This window comes from bacterium (assembly GCA_035370465.1).
Taxonomy (GTDB): Bacteria; Ratteibacteria; UBA8468; order B48-G9; family JAFGKM01; genus JAGGVW01.
This window is the reverse complement of sequence record DAOOVW010000004.1, coordinates 22,145-36,355: the sequence shown is the minus strand read 5'-3', so window position 1 is coordinate 36,355 and position 14,211 is coordinate 22,145. Positions and strand designations below refer to the sequence as shown.

Here is a 14,211-nt window from a genome sequence, read left to right as displayed (position 1 = left end):
CCTCCTAAAAATAATATTCAAAATAGAATAATGTTTTTCTTCTCTCACCTGGATATCCTCTTACATCAAAAAATTTTTTATCTGTAATGTTTTCAACCTTCACTCCAAATTGGTAATTTCCTTTTTTATATTTTATATCACAATTTAAAACAACAAAATTGTCTAATTGTTCACCATCTGAAACTCTTTTTCCATTGTATTGAGTCCATAATTTCAGAATAAATGGTAAATAGGTTAAAATAACTCCTGAATTAACTGAATTTTCTGGAAAATAATTTATATCTTTTGAACGAATTGCTTTTTCACATTCTAAAAAATACTTTATATTATCTGTTAAACTAAATGAATGGTTCAAATATAAAGTAAATTGATTAAACTTTTCTGGAAAAGGTTGAAATAGGAAATTATTATCAACATCAGACCATGTATAAAAATTTCTCCAAACTGTATATTTTCCACCTGTCTTTAATTGCCATCTATCGTTTTCATTTTCATAACCTAAATCAACCCAATATCCTTCTTCTGGTTCTAATTCCTCTTGTTTTATCTCTGCCCAGGTATGGTTAATTACATCTTCCCATAAATCTGGTATTCTATATATTCCATTAATTTCAAAATTCAGACCACCAATTAAAGGGGATTTAAAATATGGAACAAATCTTACCCCTGAATTTTCAATAACTTTTATTTTCCCTCCTATTTTTGTATTTCCTATGTCAGAATATACACCTTCTGAAAAAGAATTTTGAGAAAAATTATGAAAAAAGTCCTGTCTATTAAAAGAAAAAATTGAAGAAAAATAATCAAAATCATTTTTAATTTCTAAAAATGAAAAACATGTCTTTAAATCATCAATTTTATAATAATTTTGAAAAATTGATATGGATGTTTTTTCACCAGGATAGAAAGTTAAACCACTTTGAAGATTTAACCAGTTTCTATCTATATTGAAAGGGAAAAATAAAGGTCCTGTTAATTCTTTCTTTCCACCTTTCAAATTAATATCAACTAAATATTTCTCCTCCTTTTTATAAAAGTTTATTCCAGAAGAGTATTCCTCATCATTTTCTCTAAATCCCTCAGTATAGTTGTTATATATTTCAAAAGAAATGTTGTTTCCCTTATGAGAAAAATTAAAGTCAGTTGTATAAAAACTCCCACCTGATATAAAAATACTATTTTCTTTATTTTTATTTATTATTTCTTCTTTTTTTTCTTCTTTTTTTTCTTTTTTAACTTCTTTTTCTGGTATTTTTATTTCTGGCATTTCTATTTCTGGGAAAGTTATTTCCTCGGTTTGTGGTGAAAAGATAAAAATTTTTGTTTTTATTATTTCCTTACTTTCACCAACTATTTTTTCTTCTGGTAATTTTATTTCTTCTGCAAAAAGAAAAGATGATAAAAATATAAATAGAAAAAATTTTTTCATTTTTCATATTTTTTTAATTGTTTCTCTGCTTTTTCATAAAATTCTTTAAATTGAGGATAATAAGTAACTATTTCAAGCAATTTTTCTTTACCTTTTTCTTCTTTCCCTTCATAAAGATAAATTTGAGCAAGATAGTACAGGGATTCAACTTTAAATTGAGGATTTTTTATATCTGTTGTTTCAAATATATACTTTGCTTTTTCGTATTCTTTTGTTAGATATAGAGTTTTCCCATAAAGAAAGTTAATCTCTTCATTTTTATTTTTAACTTCCTGACATATTTCTTCTGCTTTTTTATAATTCCCTTCTTCTATGTATATTTGAATAAGAAGGGGAATTGCCTGAGTTATAAAAGAACTTTCTTTGTAATTTTCAACTAAATTTTTAAGATATTTTTCACTTTTTGTAAATTCTTTCATATCAAAATATTTTTTCCCTTTTATATAATATATCTCTGGTAAAAAACTACTTTCAGGAAATTGTTTTTCTATCTTTTCCCAGAAAGAAAAGGACTTTTCTATATCTCCGTTTAAATAGTATGTATAGCCAAGTCCAAAATATATCTTTTCTTTTAATTCATCAGAAGGGTTCAAATTAAGTGCTGAATTGAAGTATGAAATAGAATTTTCCATATTTTTCATATTGAAATTTATAAAGGCAAGTTTTATATAATTGGCAGGATTTTTTTCAGAAGGGAATTGCTGAAAAATTTCAAGAATTGTTTTTTCAGCATCAGTCCATTTTTCTTCTAATATATAAATTTCAGAAAGTGTTTGTAATATCTGTAATTTTAAGTCATTATCATTTGTTTTTATTCTATTTAATATTAATTCACCTTCATTTAATTTTCCTTCTTTCTTTTTAATTACTGCAATTTGATACATCGCCCAATTTGCTGTTTCTGTTTCAGGATAGGTGCTTACTACTTTTTCGTAATATCTTTTTGCCTCATTATAGTCCTTCAAATTAAGATAACAGTCACCAATTTTAAGATAAACATCAGGCAATATCTTGCTATTTTCTCCTTTAATTTTCAAAAATAATTCTTTAGCTTTTGAAAAATCATTTTTCTGATAATATATTAAAGCAGTATAATAGTTAGCAATATCTAAAAAAGATGTATCATTAGAAATTGTCAGAACTTCATTAAAACACTTTATGGCTTTTTTATAGTTTCCTTTTTGGAAAGAATCTATTCCTCTTTGTATAAGTTTACCACACACTTGATTTTCAATTTCTTTATTTTCTCCCCATTTTTTAATATATACATTATAAAATTCTAATGATGTGTTTAATTCAGAAAGTTCAAGACAAACAAGAATTGTGTATGTATAAGCATCTTTTAGATATTGTGATTGGGGAAAATTTTCAATTAAAAAGGTTAATTTTTCCTTGCTTTCTTCAAATTTTCCGAGGTTTATTAAATTTTTTGCATAAAGAAGGTATGCATAATCAAGATATTGACCATCTGGATTTTGTTGAATATATTTTTCAAGTTGTGTATTGGAAAGATTATAAAGTCCTTTTTGGTGAGCAACAAGCCCCATATTCAAATAATCAACTTCTCCATATAAAATACCAGCAGACAAAAATAAAATAATCCACTTTTTCATTCACAGCAACTTTCATCTAATGTTTATGAGAATTAGATAGTTGCCGGGTGTTTTACCCGGCAACCATATCTTTTTCTTTTTTATGCTTTTTTCACATGTGCTGCTTGAAAACCTTTGTCTGTCTTGACGATATCAAACTCAACACTATCACCTTCATTGAGAGTGCGATAACCGTCTCCTTCAATGGCGGAATAATGGACAAAAACATCTTCGCCATTTTCTCGTTCAATAAAACCATAACCTTTGGAATTATTGAACCACTTCACTTTTCCTTTTTCTCTTGCCACTTTACTTCCCTCCTTTCTTTCCCCAATAATTCCAATTTCTTTGAAATGGATTTTGGGGGTAATAATTAAGTTTATTTAATTTACTTTGTTGTTTCTGAATTTTTACCTTCAGGATGGAAATCCAAGCTGAGAGTACAACCAGAAAATAACCCAACTATTCCCACAAATACTAAAACAAAAATCAACTTCCTCATCCTTTCTCCTCTATCTTATAATTATTCATAAATTTTCAGTTATGTCAAGACAAATTTAATTTATTTTTATATTTCCCCAAAAGAACAAATAAGGTCATCTATTTCAACATCAATTTTTTTAACAAAGTGATTAAAAATTTCATAAGCAGTTATTGCATCACTTTCTGCTCTATGAGGTTCTTTTTCAATTTTTAAATTTTTGGCAAGTGAAGAAAGAGAATTACTTGGAAAATTAAAATATTTTCTTGCGATATAAAGAGTATCAATAACTCCGAATTCAGGTAATTCTTCTTCGCATAATTGAAATTCTTTTTTTAGAAATGAAATATCAAAATCAGCATTGTGAATAACAACTATTCCACCATCTATAAAATTTTTAATCTCTTTTGCAACTTCTTTAAATTTTGGTGCTTTTTCAACCATATTTTTATCTATTCTATTGATAAACTTTGTAACTTCTAATGGTATTTCTCTTTCAGGATTTATAAGAGAAATGAATTTATCAATAATTTTACCTTTTTCATCAAACTTAATCAAGGCAATTTCAACTATTCTATCACCTTCATCTGGTTTTAGTCCAGTTGTTTCAACATCAAGTGCTATTAAAGGCGGAATTACTTTTTCCATTTAACCAACCAATTTTAAGTACTTTTCAGAGTCCTTTTCAAATTTTTCTTTACAATGAGGTGAACAAAAATAATAAACTTTTCCATCTTTCTCAACAATATTCTTCGTTTCTTTCGCAAGATATTTTCTACAAACAGGGTCTTTATATTTTTTCTTTGTCATTTTTTTTGCTCCTAACTTTTTTAATTATACCTCAAATTTTATTTATAGCAAATATTATAATATATTCCTTCAAAAAGCAATTTTCCTTTCTATATCAAAACAAGAATCTCTGAATAAGTCAAAAATTTTGTGAATTCTCAATTAATTCTTCTACCTTTTGTTTTGCCTGTTCTAATAATTGTTTTGCCTGTTTTCTTGCCTGGTGTGATTTTCTAACTAAATCGGTTATTTTTTGCTGAGTGCTTTTAGGTAATATCGGAATTTGTAAATTTTTTATTTGCTCTGGTTTCCAATGAGTAATAATAGAACCACCTCCATCTCGTTCTGCCTGCATCTGCCCAATAATAGAATTAAGACATAATGCAAGATATTCTTCTTCAATATCTTTTTCTTTTAATTCCAGTCGTAAAATTCCACTTGATATAATTCCTTCAATTGGTTCTTTCATAACATATGCTATTCCAGGTGTTGCATCTTTAGTCAACAAAATCTCTCCAATTTTTGGCTCAAAATTATCTTTAAGTTTTTGGTATAATTCATTACTTAAATATTTTTGTCCTTTATCAGTAATTTCATACTTTGACATATTACTTACACGAATGAAAAGTTTGCCTTCATTTTGATATTCATTACTTCCCGGTTCAATTCCTTTTTTCATAACTACCAAATTACCTAAATGTTCTATTTTATTCTCTTTAATTTTCTGAACTAACTTTTCATACTTTGGTTGAAAATACTCAGCATCAGCACGATGGACTTTTTTTACATCAGAAAGATTGACGATATAAGATAAATCATCTTCTGGTTGAAAATTTTTTAGGTCCAATTCTTCTAAAAGTAAATCTTCTGCCTGTAAGTAAAGGGATTCGGATTGTTCAACTTCTTTCGCCCCTTCTAATATCGCTTTCTTGCAAAAATTAGACACTTTTTGCCCTAAGTCAGGAACTCTAATACTATAAATGTTTTCAGAGCTTATTAGGGAACGCGCACTACCTTTGCTTACTCGTTCTAAATAATTAAAACCGATTCTGGAATTAAGAAAAATTATAATGAAATAGGGATCTAATTTCTCAATGCGAAATCTAATTACGTTATCACTATAACTATGCTTTGCAAATTTAGGAGTAACTATTGAAGTATTACCTACACCCTCCCCAACCCTCACTGCTAAGATGTCTCCTTCATTAAGAACGGGATATTTTTCAATGTTTGGAGCGAGAAAATTCATACCTTCTTTATTAATTAAAACTCGGCCTATATTTTGAGTTCTTAAAAAAAATATTTTACCATTATCAGCTTGAGGCAAATTTTTCCCAGAAGCAAAAGAATGGATTAGATCACCTAAGAAGAAATTATTAAAATGGCTAATTTTTCGATTTATCTCTAAATACTCTGGTTGATAATACTCAGCATCTAATCTATGCGTTCCTTCAAGTTGAGATTTTTTAATTATTGAGTAGACAGCCATTTTATATCCACCATTCAAATTTTTCTTTTTTTGCAAATTTTATGAATTCTTCAGCAATTTCATCTAAATCATCATCCAATTTTAAATTCTCCTGTGACTTAAAAAAACCATTTTTAGAGGATACTCTTTGTCCTTTTTCATTTACAAAAATATATTCTCCTGAATTATCCTTTCCTGACTTTTTAGAAACAGCCATAAAAATATGATAATCCTCTAATGGTCTTTGCTCTTTTTCCCATTTCTGCAAAAACAATACTGATGTTTTAGTGCCTGTGCCTTTTGCAGGAGATGGAAGTTTAAATGTATTGCCTTCAAGCCCTACTATTGCTAAAATTCTTGCTTTTTCAAAAAACCATTCTCGTACCCATTCCATATTGGTATTGTTAAAGATACCCTGAGGTAATACAATAGCCATTCTCCCACCTGGACGAAGAGCGTCTAAAGAACGCTCAATAAAAAGAAGATGCCTTTCTACTTTCTGTTTTAGTTTCCCATTTTTTTTAGCAAATTCATATTGTCGTAATAATCCAGAATCAGTAATCTCACCAGCAAAAGGTGGATTAGTCATTAATAAATCAAAGTTGAGATAACGATATGTTTTTAAATTTTCTTCATTCTGTTTAGATAATAATGGTTTTAAACTTGCTCTTGCTTCTTCTGCTTGTTCACCAATCCAATCTCTACTATCTAATGAATTTCGTTTGAAAATATTATGTCTCCCATCCCCCGCAATTAGCATCAACGCCTGGGAAATACGACGCATATTATCATCAAAGTCAATACCAAATAAATAACGATTGGCATATCTTCTTTTTACTTCTAAAGATGTATCTCTTAAATAGTTATCCCACACCCAATACATTGTATGAAGTAAAAAACCACCAGAACCACAGGCAGGGTCAATAATATACTCATTTTCTTTTGGATTAAGCATTTTTACACACATTTTAATTACATTTCTTGGAGTAAAATATTGTCCTTTTTGTCCTTTGGAGACATCAGCAATTAAGTGTTCAAAAGCACGGTCAATTATTTCCAATTCTTCTCTGCCTGAACCAAAAAGTTTAATTTCTTCTAAAAACGGAACACAGATTTGTAATTGTTCAGGAGTAAGATTGATTTTTTCTATTGGATTAAAAATATCGGGCCATTCTTTAATTGCTCCTTTAAAAAGTTCATCATTAATTATGGCATATGTTTTTTTTGGCTCTTTATATTGTTTGAAATGGATTTCTTTTTCTTTCCTGAAATTCTTTGCCTGGTCCTCATCATAAAGTTTTGCATATATTAGTTTAAAAACTTCTTCAAAAACATTTACACCTGCTTGGGCTAAAACCATTTCTTCAAGTCGTGAAATTATAAATGTTAAATCAAATTTTTCCTGCAATTTCTCATAAGTCCTTTTTTCTTCAAAAAGGTCATCCCATGTTTGATTAACATTTGGTATATCTCTAAAGGTTGTTATGTATTCCTTCGGATAGGGACGATAAAGAATAAATTTCTGGATACCATTAGACCATACTCCTGCTTCTGCCCCTTCTGCACTTAAGTAAGATTTTAACTGTTCTTCTGCCTTTTTAACATTTGGTTCTTTTATTTCAAAAATTATATATGGTGTAATTTTATCCTCTTTGTAAATAACAATATCTGCTGCTTTTGTTTTAACTTCCCGCCCAAATTGTACTGATTTTTCTACTTCTATTCTATCTAATGGGTATCCATAATCCTGTGTTAATTTTATTAACCAGAGTTGACGAATAATTTCTTCTGGCTTGCCAAAATTTTTATTTTTATCATAAATGAAAATGTCTTTATCTCTTTTTAAGCAGCGAATATAATACCTGCCAGGTTCTTTTTCAAAAGTAGTAATTCTACCTAAAATTTTTTGAGAAAATTCCTGTAAACTGTATTTTGTATCAGTATTTTTAAAAACAGAATCAAAAATATCTTTTGTCTTTAATTGTTCTTCCTGCTGTTTATAAATATCTTCACTCATTTTTTTATCTCTAATCTTTCAATTCCATATTTTTCAAATTCTTCTTCATATTTTTCAATAAAATGACTTTCTTTTTCCATTATTTCTTCTAAAGTCATTTTATTTATAGCATCTTCCCCATACTTTCTAATAAAATCTCTTCTTGCCAATCTGCTTATTAATTCATCCCAGAAATTCTCATTATCATATTCCTGTCTATATTCTTCTATTTCGGATTCCATTTCAAATTTTCCTGTTGGGTAAAACCTTTTATCTTCTTCATCATATTCAATACAACCTTCAAGGCCAAATTCATTATAAAATGAAAAGATATACTGCTCTAGGTCCTCAAACTTCTCAATGATGTTAGAACCCTGACGAATTGCATTAATCATCCAATTACCTAAATATACTAATTTTACTAAATTTTCATACTGTTCTTTTGTAAATTTAATTTCCATATTAATTACCCCCTTTTTTAATTTTCTCCCATTCGTCTTTAAGTTTTACTGTAAGATTAAACACATTATTACCTTTTTCAGTATCAGGGTCAACACAAAAATAACCAACTCTTTCAAATTGGTATTTCTCTCCTTCTTTTACATCTTTTAAATTTATTTCAGCAGGGCAATTTCTCAAAATTTTTAATGAATTATTGTTAAAATAATCAAGAAATGTTTTCCCTTCTTCTATTTCATTCATATTTTCTTTTGTAAATAAATGGTCATAAAGGCGAACTTCAACAGAGGTATTTATTGAAGATGAAACCCAATGTAAAGTTGCTTTAACTTTTCTTCCATCAGGAGCATTTCCCCCTTTTGTATCTGGGTCGTAAGTACAATGTATTTCCTTTATTTCCCCTCTTTCGTTTTTTATAATTTTTTCACATTTTATAAAATATGCATATCTTAATCTAACCTCTCTACCAGGGGAAAGACGATAGAATTTTTGTGCAGGTACTTCCATAAAATCATCTTTTTCTATGAAAATTTCTCTTGTAAAAGGGACTTTCCTTATCCCGGAATTTTCGTCCTCTGGATTATTTATTGCATCAAGATATTCAACTTTCCCTTCTGGAAAATTAGTAATTACAATTTTTATTGGATTTAAAACAACCATAACCCTTGGGCATATTTTATTTAAGTGTTGTCTCACAAAATAATGAAGAAGTTCAATATTAACTAATGATTCTGTTTTTGATATTCCTATTTCATTACAAAAATTTTTTATACTTAAAGGAGTATATCCTCTTCTTCTCATTCCGGAAATAGTTGGCATTCTTGGGTCATCCCATCCATTTACATATTTTTTTTCAACAAGTTCAGTTAATTTCCTTTTACTTAAAATAGTATATGTTAAATTTAAAGGGGCGAATTCAATCTGTTTAGGATGATGTATTGAAAGTTGTTCCAAAAACCAATCATATAAGGGACGATGAATTTCAAATTCTATTGTGCATAATGAATGAGTTATACCTTCTATTGAGTCCTCCAAACAATGAGCAAAATCATATGTTGGATATATACACCATTTATTTCCCTGCCTGTAATGAGGTGTTTTTTTAATTCTGTATATAACAGGGTCTCTCATAAGTATATTTGGGTTTTTCATATCAATTTTTGCTCTCAATATACGCTTTCCTTCATGGAATTCTCCATTTCTCATTTTCTCAAATAAAACTTTATTTTCTTCAATGGTTCTATCTCTATAAGGACTTTCTTTACCTGGTTGAGTTAAAGTTCCCCGATATTCTTTGAATTTTTCAGGTGGTAGGTCACAAACATATGCTTTCCCTTTTTCTATTAGTTGGATTGCGTATTCATAGAATTTATCAAAATAATCAGAAGCATAATATACTTTCTCTCCCCAGTCATACCCTAAGTACTTTACATTGTCTATAATTGCATCAACATATTCTTTTGTTTCTTTTTCTGGGTCAGTATCATCCATCCTTAAATTAAATTTTCCTCCAAATTCCTTTGCAATTGTATAGTTTATATGAAGTGCTTTTGCATGTCCTATATGAAGGTATCCATTTGGTTCTGGAGGAAATCGCGTATGAACTTTTTTACTATATCTTCCTTCTTCTATATCTTTTAAAATTATCTCTCTTATAAAATCAACACCTTTTTTTTCCACTTTATATTTTTCCTGTATTATTTTGCAAAAGGACTAATAAGAAGATGTTTCCCACTCCTCCCCACTTGAATATACATTGTAATCGCGGAAAGCAAGATTTATTACCTTTTGACCATAATTATAAAAATGCCAGTAACATCTTACAATTGGTACCTGCCCTCCATATCCATGATTTGATTGCCATATTCTTGCTTCTTTCCATGTAACAACGCCATCACTATTTATATCTGCCTCTTGTTGTTCCCCTGAGGTATGTGCTGCCATAAACCATTCACTTTTAGTTGGTGCAAATTCATATGAATAACTACAGAATGTTATATTAGGATTCCTATAACTATAAGCAGTTGAATCAAAATCATCAGGTGTATAGTTAGGAATTTGTGAAAGAGGAATATCATTTATAGATGGGTGAAGGGAATTTCCACAGCCCTTTTCCCCTTTGTATAAATCAGTGAGACATAAGAAAATTTTTGGTGTTCCTAAATAATTTTTATACAGAATTGATAACCATGTTGGATAATCATTATAATCCTGATAATACATTTCAATTGCAAGTCCTATTTGATGTAAGTTATTTATACAATTTGCTTGCCTTCCTTTCTCTCTTGCAGAAGATAGTGAAGGAAGAAGTTGTCCAGCAAGCAGGGATATAATTGCAATTACAACAAGCAATTCAATTAAAGTAAACCCGCCTTTCTGGTTTTTCATTTTGTACCTCTTTTTTCAATTTCTTTTATTGTCCTATAAGATGCCATCTGTATTTCAGTGTCAGTATCATTATAGTATAAATTCCATAATTTAGAAAAATGCTCATTATTTCCTAATTTTTCTAACATACTTAATGCCTTCATCCTTATTTCTTTTTCTTCATCTTTATTTTCTGCAATTTCCATAAGTTTATCAGAATATTCCTCTTTCTCTATAATGTCCATTATGTATAATTTTGTTTCCTTGTCTTCTTTTGGAAATCTCTCGATAAGAAAATTAATATTGTTTTTATCAATTTTTAAAAGTGTATCAATAACCAGTATTTTATCTTCTTTTTTATTTTGACTATCCAAATAACCTTTTAGTTTATCTATATCAATTTTGCCTATTGTCCAAGCAGCAACTCTTTTAATTTCAACATCATCTGTACTATTAAAAATTTTTTCTACTTCTGGTAAATACTCTTCTTTTTTAAATTGACCAATAGCATATATTCCTTCTATTTTTTTCTTTTTATCAGGAAGATAAATTTGCTTGCAAATTTTCTTTTCGGTTGGAATATTGGTACTTTTTGCTTTCCATATAGAAACCCTTAAAATTGAAAAAAAGACAAAAGCAATAGCAATCCACAATATTATTTTTTTCCTTTTATCAAGACCATTATAAAACTCATTTATTTTCATATTTTTATTGTATCACAATTTTTAATTTATTGCAACTTCTTCAAAAAGAATTTCATAAAATAGGAGTATAATCCTAAATTCCCCCATATTTTTGGACACTAAGATATTCATATTGTTTTTACATCAAATGTATACTAAAAATTAATACCCCCTCACCCCTGCTCTCTCCCCACTGGGGAGAGGCTCGCCCGTAGGGTCCTCGCTTTTGGCTTACGGATCCCCTCAGGGCATACCCCAACGGGCGAGCCTGTGGACTACGCCCGAGGGATTTAAGGTGAGTGGAAATGTTTTTACTGTATGTATAAACTCAAATGGGGATAAAGACATATTTTCTTCTTATAATGTTCATATAGGCATTAAGTATAGCATCTACCTTTGTTAAAAAACCCTGTTGCTGTGATGAATATATAATATAATAAACTTACTTAGTGCCTAATTATGGCGGAATTTGGGATAATATGAAGAAAGATGGTGAGATAAAAATAGATAATTTAATTGATGTGTGGGATAAAGCAGAAATTATAAATAAGTTAAGAATGAGAAGAAGTTATTCAGAAAATTATGGATGTAAAGGAAAATATAAGTCAGTTTGTGGTGGTTGTGCAGCAAGAACATATGCATATTTTGGTGATATATTGGCACCTGACCCCGGCTGTATTCTCAACCAGAAATTCAACAACATAAGCATAGAAAAAGAAGTTATAAGTCAAAATTAAAATTTTATAACAATAAAAATACTATTTACTTTATTCTTCTACAAAAGTACAAATAAAAGGACCAAACCTTATTTTGTCATTATTTTCTAATTTATATGGTTTTTGAACTTCAAGGCGGGCATCATTTACATATGTGCCAAAATTACTTCCAAGTCCTTTTGTACCGATGTCTTCTATAAACCAGTTATTCCCAATTTTTATTAATTTTGAATGGATTCTTGAAATTTTTACTAAGTCCTTTATATATAATTTTTGTGTCTCTAATGGTAATTTTTTAAATAAAACATAGTCAGGTATGGTAATATCATTACTATCCATTCTTCCAATATAAATTTCATTTTTCCCAAAATTTTCAAGGTCATACTCTTTTCTCATAAATAAATAATTAAACACCAATTTCGCCATCCATATTCTCCTTTCTCTGTAAGAAAAGCATAAATAAAATTCCACCTAAGAAAAATATTGGAATTGCAATTAGTTGTGTTGGATATAGAAAAAGAAATGTTCCTTTTAAATCTCCTCTTAAAAAGTCCATAAGATATCTTAAAAGAGAAAAGAATAGAAGATATGAAGAAAATATAATACCATCCTTTACTTTTTTCTTATAAAGTAACCAAAGAAACAGGAAAAAGATGAAATAGGAGAAAGAATAATAAAGTTGTGTTGGGTGAACTTTATAGGATAGATGTGGAAATTTAACTCCAAAAATAAAATCTGTTTTTTTCCCATAACAACACCCATTTAAGAAACAACCAATTCTTCCTATTGCCTGTCCTAATGGAACAACAAGTGCAACTAAATCAAGAATTTCAATTGTTTTCAGGTGGTTTATTTTACCGAAAATAACAATAAACAAAAGGCCTGCTATAATTCCACCTTCAATTGCAAGTCCACCATTTCTTATTTTTATTATGTCAAGTGGATGCCCGTAGTAATATGGAAAATGAACTAAAATATGTAGTACTCTTGCTCCTATTATTGACCAGAAAATTAACCATAATAATAATTTAGAAGTTATATTTTCAGAATATCCATTCTTCAAACTAATTTTTTGGAAAATAAAACAACTTACAAATATACCAATTGCGACCATTACCCCATACCAATAAATTACAAAGTTCCCTATTTTTATGAATTCGGGATGCATTTTTTTCTTTTAATGTAATAAAGAATTGTCAAAATTGTTCCACTTACAATAAATACATCGCTTAAATTAAAGACAGGCCAAATTTTAAAGTCCAGGAAATCAATTACATACCCATATTTAATCCTATCAAGAAGATTTCCGCCAATTCCACCTGCAACTAATCCAAGAAAAAGATGAAGAATTTTGCTTTCTTTACTTGAATTTATAGCATAAATACATAAAATTAGAATAACAAAAAAGGAAATGATAATTATTGGAATATTCATGGGCAAATTACTGAATAATCCAAATAAAACACCTTTATTTCCAACAAAAATAAGAGAAAAATATTTTGTGATTTTTACTTCTCCATCTTTAATAATTTCCAGAACAAGTGTTTTTGAGAACTGGTCAAGAATGAGTGAAATGAAAAAGACCAAAAAGAAAATAATAATGGATTTTTTATTCACTTTTTTCCATCTCTTTTTTGCATTTTACACAGTATTTTGCATATGGTATTACTTTTAATCTGTTTTTTGGAATTTTCTTCCCACAATTTTCACATATTCCATATTTCCCTTTTTCTAATTTTTCTATTGCTTCATCTATCTGCCTTAAAATTTGCTCTTCTGAGTGAGAAATATCAATACCAAGTCCTCTCACAAACTCATCTGTCCCAAGGTCACCAATATGAGTAGGGACGCCTTTTTCAACACTTTCAATACCTTCCTTCAAATATCCTAAATTTTTAAGTATTGTGTTTTTCTCTTTTAATAAAATTTTTAAATAATATTCTTTTTCTTTTTTATCCATTTTGTAATTCACCTCACATATTTATAAATATTTTAGTAGCAAATAGAGAGAACTAAAATCCTCCCCATTTTCCTGTTGTGCTATCTGGAAATCCCCCTCCCCCCCCTTTTTTAAAGGGGGAAATGACGCACCAACTCTGCTCTGCTAACCTTTGCTTCCTTAGTCGGTAGCAGTTGTGCTATCTGGGAAACGATAACGCACCAACTCTGAGAAACAAGGTAAGCAACTTTCGTCGGTTTATCAAAGGGGGAAATATCAACCCCCTCATCCC

The 14,211-nt window shown here is 29.0% G+C and carries 16 protein-coding genes; 1 reads left to right on the top strand and 15 read right to left on the bottom strand.

Translation table 11 applies throughout. The features are described from left to right. Window positions 1-4: 4 nt before the first annotated feature. The 11 genes from PLW95_01135 to PLW95_01085 all read right to left on the bottom strand — a co-directional run bounded on the left by PLW95_01135 (window position 5) and on the right by PLW95_01085 (window position 11,285). On the bottom strand, window positions 5-1,429 hold the full coding sequence (locus PLW95_01135) for a hypothetical protein (GenBank protein HOV21273.1): 1,425 nt from the start codon (window positions 1,427-1,429) through the stop codon (window positions 5-7). Next, window positions 1,426-3,042 carry a tetratricopeptide repeat protein gene (locus PLW95_01130; GenBank protein HOV21272.1) on the bottom strand — a complete coding sequence of 539 codons (1,617 nt, stop codon included), beginning with the start codon at window positions 3,040-3,042 and terminating at the stop codon, window positions 1,426-1,428. The genes PLW95_01135 and PLW95_01130 overlap by 4 nt, the downstream gene beginning before the upstream one ends. An 80-nt stretch (window positions 3,043-3,122) precedes the next feature. Then, window positions 3,123-3,329 carry a cold-shock protein gene (locus tag PLW95_01125; GenBank protein HOV21271.1) on the bottom strand — a complete coding sequence of 69 codons (207 nt, stop codon included), beginning with the start codon at window positions 3,327-3,329 and terminating at the stop codon, window positions 3,123-3,125. 260 nt (window positions 3,330-3,589) lie between these two features. Further along, entirely contained in the window at window positions 3,590-4,150 is a 561-nt protein-coding gene (locus tag PLW95_01120; GenBank protein HOV21270.1) for a 3'-5' exonuclease, read from the bottom strand. Then, window positions 4,151-4,312, bottom strand: a complete 162-nt coding sequence (locus tag PLW95_01115; protein ID HOV21269.1) for a YHS domain-containing protein — start codon at window positions 4,310-4,312, stop codon at window positions 4,151-4,153. It lies immediately after the preceding gene. 118 nt (window positions 4,313-4,430) lie between these two features. Next, window positions 4,431-5,780: a restriction endonuclease subunit S gene (locus tag PLW95_01110; protein HOV21268.1), complete on the bottom strand. Its 1,350-nt coding sequence runs from the start codon at window positions 5,778-5,780 to the stop codon at window positions 4,431-4,433. A gap of 1 nt (window position 5,781) precedes the next feature. Then, complete coding sequence (locus PLW95_01105; protein HOV21267.1) at window positions 5,782-7,776, bottom strand: N-6 DNA methylase; 1,995 nt, start codon at window positions 7,774-7,776, stop codon at window positions 5,782-5,784. After that, the gene (locus tag PLW95_01100) at window positions 7,773-8,216 is read right to left on the bottom strand and encodes a hypothetical protein (protein ID HOV21266.1); all 444 of its coding nucleotides are present in this window, start codon (window positions 8,214-8,216) and stop codon (window positions 7,773-7,775) included. Before PLW95_01100 ends, PLW95_01105 begins: the two co-directional genes overlap by 4 nt. A gap of 1 nt (window position 8,217) precedes the next feature. Further along, window positions 8,218-9,894, bottom strand: coding sequence for a glutamine--tRNA ligase/YqeY domain fusion protein (locus PLW95_01095; GenBank protein ID HOV21265.1), 1,677 nt, complete (start codon window positions 9,892-9,894; stop codon window positions 8,218-8,220). 33 nt (window positions 9,895-9,927) lie between these two features. Further along, entirely contained in the window at window positions 9,928-10,602 is a 675-nt protein-coding gene (locus tag PLW95_01090) for a type II secretion system protein (GenBank protein ID HOV21264.1), read from the bottom strand. After that, window positions 10,599-11,285, bottom strand: coding sequence for a HEAT repeat domain-containing protein (locus PLW95_01085; GenBank protein ID HOV21263.1), 687 nt, complete (start codon window positions 11,283-11,285; stop codon window positions 10,599-10,601). Before PLW95_01085 ends, PLW95_01090 begins: the two co-directional genes overlap by 4 nt. 428 nt (window positions 11,286-11,713) lie before the next feature. On the opposite strand from PLW95_01085, the gene PLW95_01080 reads away from it, so the two are divergent. Beyond that, window positions 11,714-12,001 carry a hypothetical protein gene (locus PLW95_01080; protein ID HOV21262.1) on the top strand — a complete coding sequence of 96 codons (288 nt, stop codon included), beginning with the start codon at window positions 11,714-11,716 and terminating at the stop codon, window positions 11,999-12,001. Between the two features lie 30 nt (window positions 12,002-12,031). Here PLW95_01080 and PLW95_01075 read toward each other — a convergent pair whose 3' ends face one another. From PLW95_01075 to PLW95_01060, 4 genes are read right to left on the bottom strand one after another with little or no spacing between them, the layout of a single operon-like run. Next, complete coding sequence (locus tag PLW95_01075) at window positions 12,032-12,406, bottom strand: FHA domain-containing protein (protein ID HOV21261.1); 375 nt, start codon at window positions 12,404-12,406, stop codon at window positions 12,032-12,034. Continuing rightward, complete coding sequence (lgt, locus tag PLW95_01070) at window positions 12,387-13,148, bottom strand: prolipoprotein diacylglyceryl transferase (protein ID HOV21260.1); 762 nt, start codon at window positions 13,146-13,148, stop codon at window positions 12,387-12,389. The genes PLW95_01075 and lgt overlap by 20 nt, the downstream gene beginning before the upstream one ends. After that, a complete protein-coding gene (gene lspA, locus PLW95_01065; GenBank protein HOV21259.1) occupies window positions 13,130-13,597 on the bottom strand; it encodes a signal peptidase II in 468 nt (155 codons plus the stop codon). Before lspA ends, lgt begins: the two co-directional genes overlap by 19 nt. Next, entirely contained in the window at window positions 13,590-13,940 is a 351-nt protein-coding gene (locus PLW95_01060; protein ID HOV21258.1) for a TraR/DksA C4-type zinc finger protein, read from the bottom strand. Before PLW95_01060 ends, lspA begins: the two co-directional genes overlap by 8 nt. Window positions 13,941-14,211 lie beyond the last annotated feature (271 nt).

Bases quoted from the DNA above. Each gene is read 5' to 3' on its own strand.
- lgt (HOV21260.1), bottom strand. From the start codon at position 13,148: ATGCATCCCGAATTCATAAAAATAGGGAACTTTGTAATTTATTGGTAT.
- PLW95_01075 (HOV21261.1), bottom strand. From the start codon at position 12,406: ATGGCGAAATTGGTGTTTAATTATTTATTTATGAGAAAAGAGTATGAC.
- PLW95_01110 (HOV21268.1), bottom strand. From the start codon at position 5,780: ATGGCTGTCTACTCAATAATTAAAAAATCTCAACTTGAAGGAACGCAT.
- PLW95_01130 (HOV21272.1), bottom strand. From the start codon at position 3,042: ATGAAAAAGTGGATTATTTTATTTTTGTCTGCTGGTATTTTATATGGA.
- PLW95_01135 (HOV21273.1), bottom strand. From the start codon at position 1,429: ATGAAAAAATTTTTTCTATTTATATTTTTATCATCTTTTCTTTTTGCA.
- PLW95_01120 (HOV21270.1), bottom strand. From the start codon at position 4,150: ATGGAAAAAGTAATTCCGCCTTTAATAGCACTTGATGTTGAAACAACT.
- PLW95_01060 (HOV21258.1), bottom strand. From the start codon at position 13,940: ATGGATAAAAAAGAAAAAGAATATTATTTAAAAATTTTATTAAAAGAG.
- PLW95_01100 (HOV21266.1), bottom strand. From the start codon at position 8,216: ATGGAAATTAAATTTACAAAAGAACAGTATGAAAATTTAGTAAAATTA.
- PLW95_01115 (HOV21269.1), bottom strand. From the start codon at position 4,312: ATGACAAAGAAAAAATATAAAGACCCTGTTTGTAGAAAATATCTTGCG.
- PLW95_01105 (HOV21267.1), bottom strand. From the start codon at position 7,776: ATGAGTGAAGATATTTATAAACAGCAGGAAGAACAATTAAAGACAAAA.
- PLW95_01085 (HOV21263.1), bottom strand. From the start codon at position 11,285: ATGAAAATAAATGAGTTTTATAATGGTCTTGATAAAAGGAAAAAAATA.
- PLW95_01090 (HOV21264.1), bottom strand. From the start codon at position 10,602: ATGAAAAACCAGAAAGGCGGGTTTACTTTAATTGAATTGCTTGTTGTA.